This window comes from Cellulosimicrobium sp. TH-20, assembly GCF_002105775.1.
GTDB classification, from domain to species: Bacteria; Actinomycetota; Actinomycetes; order Actinomycetales; family Cellulomonadaceae; genus Cellulosimicrobium; species Cellulosimicrobium funkei.
Window position 1 is genome coordinate 1,283,606 of record NZ_CP020857.1, and the last position, 19,018, is coordinate 1,302,623.

Genomic DNA, 19,018 nt, shown 5'->3' on the forward strand with positions numbered 1-19,018 from the left:
CGACGGATGGCCGACGCACCGCTGCCCGCGCCGAACGAGCGCGCGCTGGAGTCCGACATCGTCACGGACCTGCGCGAGCAGATGACGTACGGGTCGTACCTGCACCTCGACACGCTGCTCGCCGCGCAGGAGCCCGTGAGCGACCCGAAGCACCACGACGAGATGCTGTTCATCGTGCAGCACCAGACGACGGAGCTCTGGCTCAAGCTCGTGCTGCACGAGCTCCTGTCCGCGCGCGACCTGCTCGCCGCCGACGAGCTGGGCGCCGCGCTCAAGCGCGTCGCGCGCGTCAAGCACGTGCAGCGCACGCTCACCGAGCAGTGGTCCGTGCTCGCGACCCTCACGCCGAGCGAGTACGCGCAGTTCCGCGGGTTCCTCGGGCACGCGTCGGGCTTCCAGTCGTGGCAGTACCGCGCGGTCGAGTTCCTGCTCGGCAACAAGAACGCGCGCATGCTCGACGTGTTCGACGCCGAGCCGGACGCGCGCGCCGAGCTCGCCCGCCTGCTCGCCGAGCCGAGCGTCTACGACGAGTTCCTGCGCCACCTCGCGCGGCACGGCCACGACGTCCCGCAGCGCGTCCTGGACCGCGACGTCACGGTCGCGCACACGCTCGACGACGACCTCGTCGAGGTCTTCCGGCGCATCTACGACGACCCGGAGACGTACTGGTCCGCGTACGAGACGTGCGAGGAGCTCGTCGACCTCGAGGACAACTTCCAGCTCTGGCGGTTCCGCCACATGAAGACGGTGCTGCGCATCATCGGGACCAAGCGCGGCACGGGCGGGTCGAGCGGCGTCGGCTTCCTCCAGCGCGCCCTCGACCTCACGTTCTTCCCCGAGCTGTTCGCGGTCCGCACCGAGATCGGGCGGTCGTGAGCCTCGGCCGGGCGGGCGACGGCGGCACCTGGCTCCCGCCGCTCGCGGACGCGCACGTGCACCTCGGCCTCGTCGACCCGGTCGCGGTGCGCCGCGGCGGGATCGCGGTCGTGCACGACCTCGGGTGGGTGCCCGACGTCGCGCGCACCTGGCCCGGACGGCCCGGCTTCCCGGCGGTCGCGTTCGCGGGCGCATTCCTCACCGCCCCCGGCGGCTACCCGTCGGACCGGTCGTGGGCGCCCGCCGGGTCCGTCGAGGAGGTCGGCTCGCCCGAGGCGGCCGTCGCCGCCGTCGACCGCCAGGTCGCCGCGGGGGCGTCGTTCGTCAAGGTCGCCCTGCACTCCGGCGCCGGCCCGGTGCCCGACGACGTCACCCTCGCCGCGCTCGTCGGCCACGCCCACGCGCGGGGCCGGGACGTCGTCGCGCACGTGGAGGGGCGCGGCATGGCGGCCCGCGCGTTCGAGGCGGGCGTCGACCGGCTGGCGCACGCCCCGTTCAGCGAGCGCCTGCCCGACGACCTCCTGGCGGCGATGGCCCGCCCCCGCTCCGCCGACCACGACCCTCCACGCGCTCGAGCACGGGGTGACGGGCGAGATGAGCCGGATGGCGACCGTAACCTCGTGCTCGGCGGAGCGGGGGTGAGCCGGGTGAGCTGGGTGAGCACGCTCGACGTGCACGGGTGGGGGAGCCCGACGGCCGAGCAGGACGTCGCGATCGACAACGTGCGGCGGTTCGTCGCGCTCGGCGGGACGGTCGTCTACGGCACCGACCTCGGCAACGGCCCGCTCCCGCCCGGCGTCAACGCCCGCGAGCTGCGGGCGCTCGCGGAGGCCGGCCTCGACGCGCGCGCCCTCCTGGGCGCGATCGCGCACGACGGCGCCGCGCCCGACCCGGACGGCGTCGCGACCTGGGTCCCCGGCGACCCGCCCGACCTCGACGACCCCGACGACGTGGCCGCGTGGTTCGCGCGCGCCGTCGTCGTGGCGCGACCTGAGCCCCACGGTGCGCCGCGCGCACCCCGCACCCCGGAGGACCCGCGATGACCGACACGACCGACGGCACGACCATCGACCACGCCGCGCGGTCGGCCGAGCTCGACGCGGCGGACCCGCTCGCGCGGTTCCGCGACGCGTTCGTCGCGTCCGACGAGGTGACCGCCTACCTGGACGGGAACTCGCTCGGCCGGCCGACGCGCGCGTCGGCGGAACGGCTCGCGCGGTTCGCGACCGACGTCTGGGGAGCGCGGCTCATCCGCGGCTGGGACGAGGAGTGGTACGAGCTCCCGCTGACGCTGGGCGATCGGATCGGCGCGGTGACGCTCGGCGCGGCGGCGGGCCAGACGTTCGTCGGGGACTCGACGACCGTGATCCTCTACAAGCTCGTGCGCGCCGCGCTCTCGGCGCCGCAGGTCGCGGGCCGCGACGAGATCGTGCTCGACGCCGGGAACTTCCCGACGGACCGGTACGTGCTCGAGGGCGTCGCGCGCGAGCACGGCGCGACGCTGCGGTGGATCACGCCCGACCACGACGGCGGCGTGACCCCGGAGCAGGTGGCGGAGGTCCTCTCCGACCGCACCGCGCTCGTGCTGCTCAGCCACGTCGCGTACCGGTCGGGGTACGTGAGCGACGCCGCCGCGATCACGACGCTCGCGCACGACGCCGGGGCGCTCGTCCTGTGGGACCTGTGCCACTCCGCGGGCGCGGTCCCGGTCGAGCTCGACGCGTGGGGCGTCGACCTCGCGGCGGGCTGCACGTACAAGTACCTCAACGGGGGTCCCGGCGCGCCCGCGTTCGGCTACGTGCGCGCCGACCTCCAGGGCGCGCTCACGCAGCCGATCCAGGGCTGGATGGGGAGCGCGGCGCCGTTCGAGATGGGTCCGGCGTACGCGCCGCACGACGGCGTCCGGCGCTTCCTCTCGGGGACGCCCACGATCGTCGGGATGCTCGCGATGCAGGACATGCTCGACCTCGTCGACGCGGCCGGGATGGCGGCGGTCCGCGCCAAGTCCGTCGCGCTCACCGAGCACGCGACCGCTCTCGTGGACGACCTGCTGCTCCCGCTCGGCGTCCGGTACGCGTCGCCGCGCGACCCCGAGCGCCGGGGGAGCCACGTGACCGTCGACCACGACGCGTTCGAGGCCACGCTCCCGCTGCTCTGGGAGCGCGGCGTGATCCCCGACTTCCGCCGCCCGAACGGACTGCGCCTCGGCCTGTCCCCGCTCTCGACGAGCTTCGACGAGGTGCGCGTCGGCGTCGAGGCGGTGCGCGACGCCCTGGCCGAGGTCCTCGGCGGCCGGCCGAGCGGGCCGACGGTGCCGGGCGCGGCCGGGCCCGCGTGATCCTCGACGACCTCGACTCCCGGCCCGGGAGCACGACGTCGTTGCTGCGCACCGTCGTCGGGCTGTACGTCCGGGACCTGGGCGGTGCGGTCGCGGTGGCGGACCTGGTCGACCTGCTCGGCGCGCTCGGCGTGCCGCCCGCGGGGGCGCGCAGCGCGGTCTCGCGCGTCAAGGCCAAGGGCCTGCTCGTGCCCGAGACGCTCGACGACGGCCGCGCCGGGTACCGGCTCGCGCCCGACGCCGGGCCGATGCTCGCGCGCGGCGACCGGCGCATCTTCGGGTACCGGCAGCAGGGCGACGACGACCCGTGGTGCCTCGTGTCGTACTCGTTGCCGGAGGAACGGCGCGACGCGCGGCACCAGCTGCGCCGGCACCTCGCGTGGATCGGTGCGGGGAGCGTCGCGGACGGGCTGTGGATCACGCCCGGTCACCTCGTGGACGAGGTCGAGGAGATCCTCGTGGCGCTGGAGGTCCGGGACGCCGCGACGGTGTTCCTCGCGGGGGCGCCGCGCGTCGCGGGGTCGTTCGCGGACGCGGCGGCGCGCTGGTGGGACCTCGACCGGGTCGCGGCGCTGCACCGCACCTTCCTCGCCCGGCACGACAACGCGGGGGCCGACGGCGCCCCGTCCGCTCGAGCGGACGAGCCGCGCGACGCGTTCGCGCGCTGGGTGCGGGCCGTGGACGACTGGCGGCCGATCCCGTACGCCGACCCCGGGCTGCCGTCGGTCGCGCTGCCCGCCGACTGGCCCGGGACGGCGAGCGTCGCGCTCTTCGGCCGGCTCGGGCACGGGCTCGCGGACGCCGCGTCGCACCACGTCCGGGTCGTCGTCGGGCACCGAGGGGAGCACAGTGAGGGGATGAGCGACGTGACGCACGACCTTCCGGCCGCGGTGCGGACCCTCGTCGAGGCGACGAACGCAGGCGACACCGCCCGGTTCCTGACCGCGTTCACCGAGGACGCCATCCTCGACGACTGGGGCCGCCGCTTCCGCGGCCGCACCGAGCTCGCGAGCTGGGACCGGACGGACAACATCGGCAAGCGCTCGCACTTCGAGGTCTCCGGGCTGCGGCCGGGGGCGACACCCGACGAGGTGCTGCTCGACCTCACGGTCTCGGGGGACGGGTACAACGGGCCGGGCACGTTCACCGTCCGCCTGCGCGACGGGCTGATCGCGAGCCTCGTCATCTCCTGACCTGGGGCCCCGCGCACGCGCAGCCTCTCGCGGATGGTCGGCAGCCCGACATGACCGACAGGTCCGGCCGCTCGTGCGCACGGGTGAGGTGGGGTCGATCACACCGGAGCGACTTCACCCGCCACGCGTTCTGGACGCCCGTCCAGTCCGGCCTACGGTGAGAGGGACGGGCCGGTCCCGGTCCGTCGGGACCGACCCCTACCCCACCCGATGGAGCTGTCCGCTCGATGCTGCCCTCACGTCTGTTGCCGCAGTCAACCACTCGTTCCGGCCGGCGCCGCACCGCTGCCGCAGCCGTCGTCGCGCTGGCCGGCGCCGCGCTCGTGCTGCCCGCGTCGGGCGCCGTCGCCGCCGACGCACCGGTGAACCCGTTCGACCTGGCCGGGGGGTTCAGCGTCTACGCCCGCGAGGACGCCCACCTCGGCAACCACGAGACGGAGGGCTCGGTCGCGGTCGGCGGCGAGCTGTCCGTCCGTGCCGACGGGGGCATGTACGCGATCCTCCACCAGGCGGCCGGGACTGCCGACTACACGATCCCCACCGTCGACGGCGACCCCACCCGTCTCCTCGTGGGCGGCTACGCACCGACGTCGGGGACGGTCCAGATCACGAACGGCGGTGCGCCCGCGGACCGGGGTGCAGCGCTCCAGGGCTACCTCAAGGTCGTGGGTGACGACCCGGCGTTCGGCACGTACCAGCGCGCCGACTGGGTGCGGTACCGCACGTCGCTCGACGACTCGCCCGCCGTCGACGCCACGAACCAGAAGTGGCCCGACGGCGCCGCGACGGTGGCGACGGAGCGCGGCTCCGTGGCGGCGTACGTCGAGACGGGTGCCACGGGGGCCGCCGAGGTCCGCCGGTGCCTCGCCGACCTCGTGCCGAGCGGCGCAGCGCACGTGCTCTCCGTGACGGAGGACGTCGGCGACCGCGTCGTCCTCTCCGCGCTCGAGGCCGGGCGGCCGAACGTCGTCGACTACGCGGCGATCGCGGACGCGTACACCGTGCAGTTCGCCGACGGCGTGCTCCCGTCGGCCGACGCCCCGCTGATCGTCTCCGTCCCGGCCGGGACGACCGACCTCCAGGGCTCCGTGTTCGGCGAAGCCGGCAAGGCGGCCTCGTTCGTCATGTGGGACCTGTCGCGGCTCGACGGCCCGATCACGCTCGGTGCCGGCGGGGCGCGCCTGGACGGGTCGGTGTACGCGCCGACCGCCGACCTCACCGTCGAGGCGTCCCCGCTCGACGGGCAGGTCGTGGCGCGCGACCTCACGCTGCTCGGCGGGGAGGCGCACGCCTACCTGTTCGCCGGGTCGATCCCGTGCGGCACCGTGCCCGCCGAGAGCGGCAGCCTCACCGTGACCAAGCGGGTGGTGGGCGACGCCGCGTCGGTCGTCCCCGCGGGCACCGCGTTCACCGTCGCGTACGCCATCGACGGGGCTGCCGGCGAGCTGACGGTCCCGGTGGGCGGATCGGCGACGCTCGACGACCTTCCCGTCGGGGCGGAGGTCGTGCTCGGGGAGCCCGGCTTCCCGGCGGTCGAGGGTGTGGAGTGGGGCGAGCCGACCTGGCAGGTCGACGGCGGCGCGGTCGAGCCGGGCGACGACGGGACGGTGCGGCTGGAGGTCGCCGTGGCCGCGGACGTCGCCGTGACGCTGACCAACACCGCCGACCGGCCGCTCGAGCCCACGCCCGCGCCGACTCCGACGACTCCGACGACCCCGACCGTGCCCACGGACCCGACCGTGCCCACGACGCCCGACGTGCCGGGCACGCCCGACGGGCCGGGAGCACCGGCCGACGGTGGCACGGGTGGTCTCGCGACGACCGGCGTGCAGGCCGCCGGTGTCGCGATCGCCGCGCTCCTGCTCGTCGCGCTCGGCACGGGCGTCCTCGTCCTCCGGCGGCGCCGGGGCGCCTGAGCCGCCTTCCCCTCGTCGCAGGCCTCGACGCCGCGTCCCTTCCGGGGGGCGCGGCGTCGTGCGTCTCCCGGGCCGGGCGGAGGACGGCCATCTGGCCGCCGCCGCGCGTTCACCGCGACGACGCGTGGGAGCCATCCCCGCTCCCTACTGTGACAGCGCTTCCCACCACGGGTCCGACGCCGCCACGGTGGTCCGACGGTCGTCGCCGCGCGGACCCCTGACCTGCGAAGGAACCCATGAACCCGCACGCCTCCCGGCTGCCCGGCGCGCTCGCGCGCGCGGCGGCGTCGGCGCTCGCCGTCTCGCTCGTCGGCACGGCGCTCGTCGCCGCGACCGCGACCTCGACGGCCGCCGCCGACGAGTCCCTGCTCTCGACGTCCGGCACGACCTGGCGCTACCTCGACGACAACACGAACCCGGCGGGATCCGCCGCGGACCAGCGCGTGTGGACGACCACCGCCTTCGACGACTCCGCGTGGAAGTCCGCGACGGGCGCGTTCGGCGCGAAGCGCGGCGCAGCGACGGGTATCGGCGCCGCCTTCCCGATCACGACGCTCCTCACCCAGTACATCGAGGGCACGACGACGGACGTCCCCACGTTCTTCTTCCGCACCGACGTGGAGCTCACCGCGGCCGACCTCGACGGCGTCCCGGCGTTCGAGGGCGAGATCGTCTACGACGACGCCGCGATCGTCTACGTGAACGGCGAGGAGGTCGTGCGCCTCGGCGACGACGACCGGAAGATCACCGAGAACCTCCAGTACCACGGCAACGGCCGCACGGACCCGGTGACGGGCACGTTCGTCGTCCCGGCCGACGCGTTCGAGCCCGGCGAGAACACGATCTCCGTCGCGCTCTACCAGGACGCGCCGACGAGCTCGGACATCTACCTCGACGTCCGCTCGCTCGTCCCGACGCACGGCGAGGTCCGCGACGTCGCCCTGAACGTCGGCGCGGACGAGACGCAGGCCAACGTCGCGTGGTTCTCGACGCTGCCCGGCGCGGGCGAAGTGCAGTGGACCCGGGCCGACGAGACGGGCGGCGAGGTCGACTGGCGGACGGCGGCGACGTCGTCGTCCCGGAACGGCGCGGCCGCGGACGGCGCGACGTACCACCACGCCACGATCACCGGGCTCGTGGAGGACGCGGCGTACGCGTACCGCGTGGGCAGCGCGGCGACCGGCTGGTCCGCGCCGTCGACCTTCACGACGGGGACGTTCGGGGACGAGTTCTCCGCGCTGTTCGTCGGCGACGCGCAGATCGGTGCGAGCGGCAACGCCGCGAACGACGCGGCACGCTGGGCCGCCAACCTCGACACCATGACCGAGCGACACCCGGACACGGCGTTCCTCATCTCCGCGGGCGACCAGGTGGAGAACGCGGGCAGCAGCCAGCAGTACGCGGGCTTCCTCGCGCCGCGCCAGATGCGCGAGCTGCGCTTCGCCGTCCAGGACGGCAACCACGACACCGCGTCGGCGCTCTACGACCAGCACTACGCGATGCCGAACCTCTCGGCCGAGCAGCGCCGCGACTACTGGTACGCGTACAACAACGTGCTCGTCGTCGCGATCGACTCGAACGACTCGTCCGCGACGCAGATCGCGGGGCACCAGGCGTTCCTGCGCGACGTGGTCGGCACGCACGGCGACGAGTACGACTGGGTCGTCGTGACGTTCCACCACTCGCTCTACAGCCAGGCGTTCCACTCGCGCGACACGGACGTGGTGCGCATGCGCGAGGCGCTCTCGCCCGTCTTCAGCGACCTCGGCGTCGACCTCGTCCTCGCGGGCCACGACCACATCTACACCCGCTCGTACCTCATGGAGGGCGCGACGCCGGTCGTCCCGGCCGCGGCGCCGGCCGAGGGCGACGTGCTCACCCCGGAGGAGGACCAGGTCCTCTACCTCACGGGCAACTCGTCGTCGGGCTCGAAGTTCTACGACTTCGACGGCGCCAAGCCGTGGACGGCGCGCTGGGAGCAGTCGCGCGAGGCCAGCTACTCCGACCTCGACGTCACGCCCACGTCGCTCACCGTCACCACGTACGCGACCGGGTCGCAGCGCGTGGTCGACCGGGTGACGCTCCAGCGCGAGGACGAGGCGGGCCCCGCGCTCGCCGTCGAGACCAGCGCCCGCTGCCTCGCGGGCACGGCGTACGTCGCGGTCCGCGCGACGAACACCGGTGACATCCCGGCCGACGTCACCCTCGCGACGCCGTTCGGCACGCGCACGGTCGCGGCGGTCGCGCCCGGCAAGGCCGCGTACCAGTCGTTCTCGACGCGGGCGGTCGCGGCCGACGCCGGGTCCGTCACCGTCACGGGCACCCTGCCCGACGGCGGCGCCTCCTCCGCCCAGGACGTCGCCTTCCCGGCGGTCTCCTGCGGCTGAGGCCGCTCGTCCTTCCGGTGGCGCGAACGCGCTGCCGGCTCAGGCGGGGTCGTCGAGCGGCTGCACGACGACCCCGCCGAACCGCGCCTCCTGCGCGCGGAGCGCGACGCCGTCGATCCAGACCCGCCCCGCGAGCACGTCGGCCGACGCGGGCGATCCGTCCGGGCGCTGCGCGGTGTACCCGCCCGTGATGGTCGCGTTCGCCAGCACGACGGGACGACCCTCCTCGTCGGTGACGTCCTGCGCGCACCACCCGCACACGTGCCGCGGGTAGCGCGGGTTCTCGCGGAGCAGCGTCCCGCACAGCGGGCAGTGCTGCACGGGGCGCGCGTCGCCGTCGGGCAGGACGAGCGCCTCGGAGCGCACGAGGCCGTCCTGGGCGGTGCGGCGCGCCAGCGCCGTGAGCACGCGGCGGTCGATCCCGGGCCAGCCGTGGACGGCGGTCGCCCACTCGTCGGGCACCGCGCGGGCGCCGTACCGCGCGCCGAGCAGGCTCCCGGCGATCGCCGCGACGGTGTCGGTGTCGCCGCCGACGGCGACCGCGGCCTGGAGCGCCGCCGCCAGGTGGTCCCGGCCCGCGAACCGCGAGCGCTCGGGCGGGGACGTCGTCGCGATCGCGCGCCACGCCGCCTGGAGCGCGGTCACCGTGAAACCGTTCTGCCGGAGGTCGGCCTCGGGCCGGGCGGACTCCGCGTCCGCGATCCGCGCCGACCAGCGCGCCGCGGACTCCGGGTCGAGCAGGTCGAGACCGGCCCGCACGTCGAGCCGCTGCTCCGTCACCGCGACGCGTACCGCCTCGGACCACAGCACGCACGACTCGGCGGCGAGCGGGTCGGTGTGCGTGAGCGACGCGACGGCGCGCGCCGCGCGGGCGGTCGCGTCCCGGTCGCCGAGCGCGACGAGACCGACGACGCCCGTCCGCATCAGCGCGCCGTTCCCCGCCGTGCGGCCGGTCGCCGCGTGCAGCGCCGCGGACGCCTCGCGCAGCCGTGCGGCGGCGGGACCCCGGCGGGCGGCGGCGTCGCGCAGGACCGCGGCCGTCTGCGTCCCGACGTCGGACGCGCCCCCGGTGCGCCACGCCTCGAACGCGGCGGCGACGTCGTCGAGCGGCGTCGCCCCGAACGCGTCGGGCACGGGGGAGAGGACGTCGTGCGCCGCCGTCACGCGCGCGACGCACACCGACATCTGCGTGTCGTCGCTCCACTCGCCCGGCGCGTACGGTCCGAGCCCGCCCCCGCGCATGACCGCGACCTCGTCCCGGTGCCCGGGCCCGGGCGGCTGCGCGAACTCGTACGGCACACCGAGCGCGTCGCCCGCCGCCTGCGCGAGCAGCACGCCCGACGCGCGGTCGAGCAGGCCGTGGTCGAGCGGGTCGAGGGGTGCCGGGCGGGGAACGGGCGTCGTCGTCACGTCGCGATCGTGCCACGATGACCGCATGACGACGCCCGACGACCTCGCCGCCCTCGTCGCCTCCGTCGAGGCGGACGAGCGCGACCTCGTGCTCCGCACGTTCACGCACGACGACGCGTGGCGGCTCGGCTGCCTCCTCGTCGAACTCGCCGACGAGCGCGACCTGCCCGTGACGATCGACGTCCGCAAGGGGCCGCAGCAGGTGTTCCACGCCGCACGCGCGGGCACGACACCCGACAACGACACCTGGGTCGAGCGCAAGGTGCGGGTCGTCGAGCGGTTCGGGGCGTCGTCGTACCTCGTGAGCCTGCGGGCCCGGGCGACGGGGACGTCGTTCAACGAGAAGCACGACCTCCCGCTCCAGGAGTACGCCGCGCACGGCGGCGCGTTCCCCGTCCGCGTGGAGGGCGTCGGGATCGTCGGCGTCGTCACCGTGTCCGGGCTCGCCCAGGGTGACGACCACGCGCTCGTCACCGAGGCCCTGCGGTCGTTCCTCGGCCGCGCGGGCGCGGCCGAGGGCTGACCACCTACTCGCAGGCCACGCCGTCGCCGTCGCGGTCGAGCTTGGGGGCGTAGCCCGGCTCGCCGCGGAGCAGCGGGGCCGCGCCGGCGGCCCGCACCGCGTCGCAGTTCTGGTAGTACGTCGACGTGCTGCCCCCGGTGTCCGCGACCCCGGCCGGGGCGCTGGGCCGGGACTGCTGGGTCGAGCGGGCCGCGGCGGCGGCCGCCTCCGCCTGGGCGACGGCCGCCTCGCGGCCCTCGACGTCGGACACCCGGGTCGCCAGGTCGGCCTCGACGGTCGCGACCGCACCCTCGCGCGCCGCGACGTCGGCTTCCGACGACTGGAGCGCCGTCGCCCGCTCGTCCAGCTCGGTCTGGGCCGCCTGCGCGGCGGCCGTCTGCTCCTCGAGCGCGGTCCGCTCGGCGTCCAGCTTGGCGCGCTCGCCCTCGACCGCGTCCTGCTCGTCGGCCGCCTGCGCGACGAGGGTCCTGGCCTCGTCGAGCGCCCGGCCCGAGTTGCCCTGTCCGACCAGCAGCCCGACGACGAACAGAGCGACGCCCGCTGCGGTCAGCAGGGCCGCCCGGCGCCCGCGTCGAGGCCGCGTGGCCCCGGACGACGGTGCGGTGGTGGTGTCCTCGACCCAGAACGTCCAACCCTCCGGCGCGGACGGCCAGGCAGGGTCCGGGGTCCAGCCCGGCTCGGGGCGCCAGTCCCCGGGGGCCACGGGCCAGCCGGGAGGGGCGTTGAATCTCAGGGCCATGCGTCGTCCTCGTCTCGCGGTCACCGCGTCGACGTCGACGGGCAGGACCGAACCCCGGGGGGCGTGAGGTGAACGCTAACGCGCGGTCAGCCGCCTCGGGGAGGGCCTGACGGGGTGAAAGGGACGTCAGTCCCAGCGGATCGGGACGTCCTCGAACGTCGGCCACGTCGGGACGACGTTCACGTACAGCGACTCGAGCGACGCGTCGAGCGGGCGCGGCAGGTACACCTCGTAGCCCACCGTGCGTCCGACGCTCGTACGCGCGAACAGCGGCTCGGTCTCGAGCTCGCGTGCCCCGCTGCCGCGGACCGGTGCGTACGAGACCAGCGCGCGGGGGTCGACGGCCGACGGGTGCAGCTCTCCTGCGCCCGTCATGGCGTACACGCTGATGCGTTCCTCGTCACCGTCCACAGGGCCGAGCGGCGTGAGCTGGAGGCGCAGGCGCATGAGAGATCCGCGGACCACGATCGGCTCGATGCCGACGCGGACCTCCTCCTGGCGGCCGTCCTCGTTCGGGACGACGACCGTCTTCTCGACGACGGGCTCCGTGTCCGTCACGGGCTCCACGCGCGGGCGGTCGCCCGGCACGAGCTCCGCGGTGACGGGATCGAGCTCGTGCTCCTCGACCTCGAGGCCGCGCTCGCCCGGGGTCGTCCCGGAGTAGCGGAGCTCGACACGGCGGTTCTGGGCACGGTCGTCCGCGACGTCGTCACCGCCCTCCTCGACCTTGAGGCGCGTCTCCCCGTGCCCCTGCGCCTCGAACGTGACGTCGGGTCGTACCGTCGCGGCAGCGTCGACGACGGCCTGCGCGCGCCGCTGCGAGAGGTCCATGTTGTCCGCCTCCTCGCCCACCGAGTCGGTGTGCCCGGCGACGCTCGCCGTCACACCGTCGGGCAGCTCGGCGGCGATCTCCTGCACGCGCTCGACGGCGGCCTGGGAGAGCTCGGCCGAGCCGACGTCGAACAGGACGTCGGTCTCGAGCGTGACGACGACCTCGTCCGCCTCGACCTCGACGTACTCGAGCGACGTGACGGCACCGGCGAGCTCGAACGTCGTCGCGACCCCCGGGTCGAACCGGGTCGTCGCACGGTCGAGGTCCTCCCGGGCGGGCGCGCCGCCGAGGTCGTCGAGGGTGAGCGGGTCGACGCCCGGGTCGAAGCCCTGCCCGTCCTCGCTCGCCGCGGCCGGGGTGCCGGACAGCAGGCCCAGCACGAGCGCGACCGCCAGGGCACCGGCCGCCGTCGCGTGACGGCGCCTCACTCCTCGCTCTCCCAGGTCACGGGCACGTCCTCGAAGGCGGGCCAGGCGTCGTGGAGACGGACGTCCACGGTGCGCGGCTCTCCCTCCGGGCGGGGGAACCATGCCTGATAGAGCAGCGGCCTGCCGTTGACGGTGTCCGCGGTGGCGGGGTCCGTCGAGAGCTTCTGCCCGGACGCGGAGACGACGTCGTACTGCGTCAGCGCACCGACGTCGACGATCCGCGGGTTGTGGTCCTTGCCGAGCATGTCGTACACCGAGTACGTCTCGGCGGAGTCGTCGCCCGTGAAGTGCGGGGTCATGAGGACGCGGAGCTCCACCGTCGAGCCGTCCGCGACGAGGGACACGAGGCCGAGCGTGACCTCGTCCTCCGCCGACCCCGGGACCGGCAGGCGCGTCTCGAGGATCGGCTCGTACTCGGCGGCACCCACCACGACAGGAGTGGGCCCGTCCTCGGCCTCTCCCGTGCACGCGCCCAGGCTGAGGGCGGCGGTGAGGCCGAGGGCGCCGACGAGGGCGCGGCGTCGCAGCGTCGACCACCGCGTGCGAGGCAGGGTCGAGCGCGGTCTCCGGAGGCTCGTCATGGCACGGAGGTTAGCCGAACGCGCGGCTCCCGTCGGCCACCGGACAGGGGGAGAGGTCCCCATCCGGAGGTCGGTCGGGGCCGGCACCACGAGGGTGCCGGCCCCGCCGTCCGACCGCGCAGGGGCGTGCGCGGCCGGGTCGGAGGGCCGGCGCGACGTCGGGCGTCGCGCCGGCGGTGCGGCGTCAGGCCGCGCGCGTGACCTCGATGCGCTGGGGAGCGCGGCCGGCGAACACGCCGGCGACGGTCACGGTGAGCACGCCCGCGTCGTAGGACGCGCGGACGGCGTCGGCCTCCGCCGTCTTCGGCAGGGTGACGGTGCGGCGGAACTCGCCGAACCGGACCTCGCGGACGCGGCGCGCGGCCGGGGCGACCTCGGCCGCCTCGTCGGTGCTCGTCGCGGGCTGCTCGCCCTCGGCCTGCTCGGCGTCGTCGGCCGCCTCGTCCGCCGGGGCCTCGACGACGCGCTGGTCACGACGCTCGCCACGGACGACGAGCCGGCGACCCTCGAGCTCGACGGTGACGTCGCGCTCCGGGTCGACGCCCGGCAGGTCGAAGCGGGCGACGAGGTCGTCGCCCTCGCGGTAGACGTCGGCGGCGGGCGCGAAGCCCGTCGGGGCGACGCCCGCGCCGGACGGGCGCGTCCAGAGCTGGCGCACGAGCCGCTCGGTGGGGAGCGGACGGAACGGCGCCACGGTGTAGGTGCTGATCATGGTGGTCCTCCAGGTCGGTCGTGCCACGGGGGCCGTGGCGTCTGACCTGTGCAACCTTGAGCGTGCCCCGCTCAGTCCCGAGTTCGCGCACGACGAACGGCCTCAGCGGCGGCGCGCCGCCCGGCGGGCCTTGCGCGCGGCCGCGGCGCGCTCCTCGGCGGCGTCGAGCCGCTCGTCGACCGCGTCGAGCGCCTCCCGCGCGGCGGACTCCGCGTCCCGCGCGTCGCTCAGGCGGGCGCGCAGCGCCTCGCGCTCGTCGGCGAGCCGCGCGAGCTCGTCCTCGACGCGGGCGAGCTCGTCCTCCACCTGCCCGACGGCGTCCCCCGCCTCGCGCGCGCGGGCGTCGGCGTCGTCGCGCTCGGCCTCCAGCCGGTCGACCTCGGCCGCGCTCTCCTCGACCTCGCGCTCGGCCGCCGCCTCGGCGTCCTCCTCGGCGCCGGCCGAGGGCTCCTCGTCGCCGTCGGCCGTCCCGCCGCCGTCCGCGGCGGCGCCCGTGCGCGCGCGCAGCTCGACGACGTCGGCCGGCTCGCCACCCTCGTCGACGATCCCGAACCCGACGTGCTGGAGCGCCTGCGACAACCGGCCGGCCCGGACGAGCGCGCCCGCGTCCGGGTCCATGACCGCTGCCGTGAGGGTCTCCGCGAGCCGGTCGACCACCGTCCCGGACACCGCCCGGCCCGCGATCTCGCCCGCGTCGCGCACCTCCCCGACGACGCGCTCCACCCGCTCGCGCCGCAGCCGGTCGAGCGTGCGCAGGCGGGTGCGGTCGCGGTCGGCCGTCGCGTCGCGCAGCTCGTCCCCGAGGCTCACGAGCGCGGCGACGTCGTCCGGCCGCTCGCGCGCCACCTGGTTCACGACCCACGCCGCCACCGTCGGCTTCGTGAGCCGGCCGACGCGCTCCGCACCGACCGCGTCGCCCGACGCCTTGACCCGCTTGGCGGCGGCCGTGCGCGCGACGACGAACTGCTCGAGCGGCAGGGCGAAGAGGTCGTCGACGAGCGCGTCGACGTCGGCCGCCTCGTCGCCGGGCTCCTCGGCCGTGGCGCCCGTCATGCTGCGCGTGCTCATGACGCTCAGAGTCGCACCCCGGGGGCCGCCTCGCTCCGGCCACGTCGGGGGGCCGAGCACCAATTCACCCGCGCGGCCCCTGCCCGCGGTGGCGAAGGCTTGCGACTCTGGAGGTCAGGCTTGCAAAGGGGGAATGATGAAACGACGATTCTGGGGTCTTGTCGGGGTGGCGACGGTGTTGCTCGCGGCCTGCACAGGAAGCCCGGCGGAACCCGCGACGGTGACGGTGACGGAGACGGCCGAGGCGGACACGCAGAGCGCGGAACCAGAGCCCACCCCGAACGAGGACAGCGTTTCGGAGCAGCCCACGGCGGCTGATACGGGCTCTGGTGCGACCGACGCCGCTGAGGAGACCTTCACCATGCCGGCGGTGGTCGGCCAGAATCTCCAGGATGCCCAGGATCTGCTGCAGACCATGGACTCGTACCTGATGGATCAGCAGGACGCGACGGGTCTTGAGCGTCTGGCGATCGATGACTCGAACTGGACGGTCTGCGCTCAGGACCCTGCGCCGGGTGCGGTAGTGCCTATCTCGACGGTCGTGACGCTCGCGGCGGTCAAGCTCGACGAGACGTGCCCGTGAGACCGGCCGCGGGCGACCGGTCGGAGATCATGCTGCCTGTGCACCCGAAACGGCGAGCAGGCGCGCGAACGCCGCCTCGGTGACGACCGGGACGCCGTAGCGGCGCGCGGTGCGGGCCTTCGTCGAGAGGGAGTCGGGGTCGGCGGCGACGAGGAGCCGCGTGCGGCGCGTGACGTACGGCCAGGGGGAGAGGCCCGCGGCGCGGACGTCGCGCTCCCAGGCCTCGCGCGTCCGCGACATCGAGCCGGTCAGCACGACCTCGTCGCCCGCGGCCAGCACGAACGCGGGACGGAGCGGGACCGCTCCATCAGCGCCCGCGACCGTCTCGACCAGGCGCGTCCCGAGCGCCGCCTCGACGGTGCCCACGACGTCGTCGGCGTCGAGGCCGAGCTGTCCGGCGACCTCGTGCAGCGCCGGGTCGTCGCGCAGCGCGGCGCCCTCGTCCCGGTCGCCCGTGGCGGTCGTCCCGTCGAGCGCGTCGAGCTCGGCCCGGGCCAGCGCGGCCAGGTAGTCGCGGTGCAGGGTCTCGACCGTCGCGCGGTCGAGCCCGGCGTGCCGGGCCTCCGCGAGCAGCGCGGTCCGCTCGGCGTGCGAGACGTAGCGGTCGAGGAGCGCCTCGTCGAGCAGGCGCAGGTACGTGCTCACGTCGCGCCGCGCGTCCGCTCCCGGGGCGCCGGACGGGGACGGGTCCGGAACGGCGGGAGGGTCGGCGAGCGCCGCGAGCCAGTGCCCGCGGGCGCGGCTCGCGCCGCGCAGCACCGGCTCCGCGCCGGGCAGGGCGGCGGGCAGCGACCAGCGGACGCCGTCCGCCGCGGCGCGCGCGACGGCCCAGCGCTCGTCGTCGGCCGCGACGTCGAGGTAGTACCCGAGCAGCCCCGCGGTGGCGCGCGCGTCGCCCAGGGCCGAGTGGACGCCGTCGTGCACGACGCCCACGGCCGCGCAGCACGCGGACAGCGCCCGCGAGCCCGTGAGGTAGCGGCTCGCGAGCTGCTGCGTGCACAGGCACGCGACGGGGTCGATGGCCGCGGCGATCCCGGCGCGCCCGATCTCGGCGCGCAGGAAGCGCGTGTCGAACGCCGCGTTGTGGGCGACGAGCACGCGCCCGGCGAGCAGGCGCAGGAGCGCTGGTGCGACGCGGTCGAACGTCGGGGCGAGCGCGACGTCCGCCGCGGCGATGCCGTGCACGTGCTGCGGCCCGAGGTCCCGCTCGGGGTTGACCAGGGTGGACCACTCGTCCTCGACGCGACCGGCGTCGTCCACGAGGACGACCGCGACCTCGGCGACGCGGTCGCCGAGGCGGGGGGAGAACCCCGTGGTCTCGAGGTCGACGACGGCGAATCCGGGCACGGGCACAGTCTGCCCGACGTCGCCCACGGCCTGCCCCGGCGCCACGGCCGTTACGGTCGTGTGAACTCCTGACGCTCGTGCCGCCCGGGGGTTCCGCGCGGGGCCCGGGAGGCATACGCTCGCGAGCACACGAGCCTCCGCAGCGTCGCGTCTCGTGTGCGACTCGGCCGCACCCCGACACGACCGGGGGTGGTCCGCGGGGGCCACTGTCGAGGAGGATGCGTGAGACCACGAACGATCGTCCCGTCCGCAGCGGTAGCGGGCCTCGTGCTCGCGGCGCTGACCGCAGTTCCCGTCGGCGCCGAGCCTCTCGGCGCCGCGTCCGGCACGGCCGCCGGCAGCCTGCGGGCCGCCGCGGCCCCGCCCCCGCTCGAGGACCTCGTCACCGGCGACGCGGTCATGCAGAGGCTCCAGGACTTCCAGGACATCGCGGACGCCAACGGCGGCAACCGCGCGCTGGAGACGCCCGGCTACGAGGCGAGCGCCGTCTACGTCGAGGACGCCCTGCGGGCCGCGGGCTACGAGCCCGAGCGCCAGTACTTCACGTTCGAGGACCTGGAGACCGACGAGCTGTCCCTCACGGCGGCCGGCGTCGAGGTGACGTCGGACGTCTACCCGGCCGAGTTCGCGCCCGACACCCCGGACGACGGCGTCACGGGCCCGATCGTGCAGCCCGCCGACGCGCTCGTCCAGGGCTGCACCCCGGAGACGTGGGACGGGGTCGCCGTGAGCGGCGCGGTCGCGCTGATCAGCCGCGGCTCGTGCCCGTTCGCCGACAAGGCGCTGTACGCGGCGCAGGCCGGTGCGGCGGCCGTGATCCTGTACAACAACACCGACGGCGCGCTGAGCCCGACCCTCGGTGCCGAGAACGACGCCTGGGTCCCGACGGTGGGCATCACGCAGGCCGCGGGCCAGCAGATCCTCGCCGCGATCGCGGGCGGCGCGGAGCCGGTCGCGACGTACGACCTGCAGACCCACGTCGAGGAGTTCGAGACGTTCAACGTGCTCGCCCAGACCCCGGGCGGGCGTGACCACAACGTCGTCATGGTCGGCGCGCACCTCGACGGCGTCGAGGACGGCCCGGGCATCAACGACAACGGCTCCGGCTCCGCCGCGATCCTCGAGGTGGCGGTCCAGCTCGCGGCCGCGACCGACGGCGGGCAGGACGTCGAGAACGCCGTCCGGTTCGCGTGGTGGGGCGCCGAGGAGGTCGGCCTGCGCGGCTCGACCCACTACGTGAGCGACCTCGCCGCGAACGACCCGGCGGCGCTCGACGACATCGCGACGTACCTCAACTTCGACATGGTCGGCTCGCCGAACTACATCATCGGCGTGTACGACGCGAACGAGTCGACGTACCCGGCCCCGGTCGAGGTCCCGCCGGGCTCGGCCGAGACGGAGGCGGTGTTCACCGACTACTTCGACGGCATCGACCAGCCGTGGGTCGACACCGAGTTCTCGGGCCGCTCCGACTACCAGGCGTTCATCGAGAACGGCGTCCCGGCGTCGGGCCTGTTCACCGGTGCGGACGGCTCGAAGACGGCCGAGGAGGTCGCGATGTTCGGCGGCACCGAGGGCATCTTCTACGACCCGAACTACCACTCGCCGGCGGACACGATCGACAACGTCGACGCGACCGCGCTCGACATCATGTCGCGCGCCGTCGGGCACGCCGTCGCCGCGCTGTCCGAGGACACGTTCGCGATCAACGGCGTGGGCAACCCGCGCATCGACGCCGTCGAGGCGCAGGCGCGGTGCCTCAACGGCACGGCGTACGTCGCCGTGCGCGGCGCCAACGGCGAGGACGCCCCCGCGGACGTCCGGCTCATCACGCCGTTCGGCGAGAAGAAGTTCAGCGCCCTCGCGCCGGACAAGAACGCGTACCAGTCGTTCAGCACGCGCGCGTCGTCCGTCGCGGCGGGCACCGCGACGGTCGCGGCCTACCAGTGGCGCGGCGGCGACCCGGTGTACCAGCGGTACGACGTGTCGTACGACGCGATCGACTGCGGCTGACGCGCTGCACGCTGCGGCCGGCGCCCTGACCGGCCGGTGCACCCACGGGGCCGGGACCGTCCTCCTGCGAGG

At 75.3% G+C, this 19,018-nt stretch carries 16 protein-coding genes; 9 read left to right on the plus strand and 7 right to left on the minus strand.

The genetic code is table 11. The features are described from left to right. The first annotated feature begins 6 nt into the window (after positions 1 to 6). The 6 genes from B8281_RS05680 to B8281_RS05705 all read left to right on the plus strand — a co-directional run bounded on the left by B8281_RS05680 (position 7) and on the right by B8281_RS05705 (position 8,710). Positions 7 to 876, plus strand: a complete 870-nt coding sequence (locus B8281_RS05680) for a tryptophan 2,3-dioxygenase (protein WP_085387193.1) — start codon at positions 7 to 9, stop codon at positions 874 to 876. Then, entirely contained in the window at positions 873 to 1,919 is a 1,047-nt protein-coding gene (locus tag B8281_RS05685) for a hypothetical protein (RefSeq protein ID WP_085387194.1), read from the plus strand. The genes B8281_RS05680 and B8281_RS05685 overlap by 4 nt, the downstream gene beginning before the upstream one ends. After that, positions 1,916 to 3,214 (plus strand): kynureninase, encoded by a 1,299-nt coding sequence (gene kynU / locus B8281_RS05690; protein ID WP_085387195.1) that lies wholly within the window; start codon positions 1,916 to 1,918, stop codon positions 3,212 to 3,214. The genes B8281_RS05685 and kynU overlap by 4 nt, the downstream gene beginning before the upstream one ends. Beyond that, on the plus strand, positions 3,211 to 4,407 hold the full coding sequence (locus B8281_RS05695; protein ID WP_085387196.1) for a PaaX family transcriptional regulator C-terminal domain-containing protein: 1,197 nt from the start codon (positions 3,211 to 3,213) through the stop codon (positions 4,405 to 4,407). The genes kynU and B8281_RS05695 overlap by 4 nt, the downstream gene beginning before the upstream one ends. A 227-nt stretch (positions 4,408 to 4,634) precedes the next feature. Next, on the plus strand, positions 4,635 to 6,323 hold the full coding sequence (locus B8281_RS05700) for a collagen-binding domain-containing protein (RefSeq protein WP_085387197.1): 1,689 nt from the start codon (positions 4,635 to 4,637) through the stop codon (positions 6,321 to 6,323). Positions 6,324 to 6,559: 236 nt separating this feature from the next. Further along, entirely contained in the window at positions 6,560 to 8,710 is a 2,151-nt protein-coding gene (locus B8281_RS05705) for a metallophosphoesterase family protein (protein ID WP_085387198.1), read from the plus strand. Between the two features lie 39 nt (positions 8,711 to 8,749). On the opposite strand, the gene B8281_RS05710 is transcribed toward B8281_RS05705, so the two are convergent. After that, a complete protein-coding gene (locus B8281_RS05710) occupies positions 8,750 to 10,120 on the minus strand; it encodes an ADP-ribosylglycohydrolase family protein (protein WP_232322689.1) in 1,371 nt (456 codons plus the stop codon). A 25-nt stretch (positions 10,121 to 10,145) separates the two neighbouring features. On the opposite strand from B8281_RS05710, the gene B8281_RS05715 reads away from it, so the two are divergent. Beyond that, a complete protein-coding gene (locus B8281_RS05715; protein WP_085387199.1) occupies positions 10,146 to 10,643 on the plus strand; it encodes a heme-degrading domain-containing protein in 498 nt (165 codons plus the stop codon). Between the two features lie 4 nt (positions 10,644 to 10,647). Here the strand turns inward: B8281_RS05715 and B8281_RS19195 are convergent, their stop codons facing one another. The 5 genes from B8281_RS19195 to B8281_RS05740 form a co-directional block, all read right to left on the minus strand. Then, positions 10,648 to 11,382, minus strand: coding sequence for an excalibur calcium-binding domain-containing protein (locus tag B8281_RS19195; protein WP_157446580.1), 735 nt, complete (start codon positions 11,380 to 11,382; stop codon positions 10,648 to 10,650). 126 nt (positions 11,383 to 11,508) lie between these two features. After that, positions 11,509 to 12,642, minus strand: a complete 1,134-nt coding sequence (locus B8281_RS05725) for an OmpA family protein (RefSeq protein WP_085387200.1) — start codon at positions 12,640 to 12,642, stop codon at positions 11,509 to 11,511. After that, positions 12,639 to 13,223, minus strand: coding sequence for a hypothetical protein (locus tag B8281_RS05730; protein WP_085387201.1), 585 nt, complete (start codon positions 13,221 to 13,223; stop codon positions 12,639 to 12,641). The genes B8281_RS05725 and B8281_RS05730 overlap by 4 nt, the downstream gene beginning before the upstream one ends. 184 nt (positions 13,224 to 13,407) lie before the next feature. Next, complete coding sequence (locus B8281_RS05735; protein WP_085387202.1) at positions 13,408 to 13,935, minus strand: Hsp20/alpha crystallin family protein; 528 nt, start codon at positions 13,933 to 13,935, stop codon at positions 13,408 to 13,410. A 102-nt stretch (positions 13,936 to 14,037) separates the two neighbouring features. Continuing rightward, a complete protein-coding gene (locus tag B8281_RS05740) occupies positions 14,038 to 15,003 on the minus strand; it encodes a hypothetical protein (protein ID WP_157446582.1) in 966 nt (321 codons plus the stop codon). Positions 15,004 to 15,139: 136 nt separating this feature from the next. Between B8281_RS05740 and B8281_RS05745 the strand changes: the two genes are divergently transcribed. Next, a complete protein-coding gene (locus tag B8281_RS05745) occupies positions 15,140 to 15,586 on the plus strand; it encodes a PASTA domain-containing protein (RefSeq protein ID WP_137280844.1) in 447 nt (148 codons plus the stop codon). A 27-nt stretch (positions 15,587 to 15,613) separates the two neighbouring features. Here the strand turns inward: B8281_RS05745 and B8281_RS05750 are convergent, their stop codons facing one another. Next, a complete protein-coding gene (locus B8281_RS05750) occupies positions 15,614 to 16,933 on the minus strand; it encodes an exonuclease domain-containing protein (protein WP_198163164.1) in 1,320 nt (439 codons plus the stop codon). A gap of 222 nt (positions 16,934 to 17,155) precedes the next feature. Here B8281_RS05750 and B8281_RS05755 point away from each other — a divergent pair, with 222 nt between their 5' ends. Further along, positions 17,156 to 18,946: a M28 family peptidase gene (locus B8281_RS05755; RefSeq protein WP_085387205.1), complete on the plus strand. Its 1,791-nt coding sequence runs from the start codon at positions 17,156 to 17,158 to the stop codon at positions 18,944 to 18,946. The last annotated feature ends 72 nt before the right edge of the window (positions 18,947 to 19,018 follow it).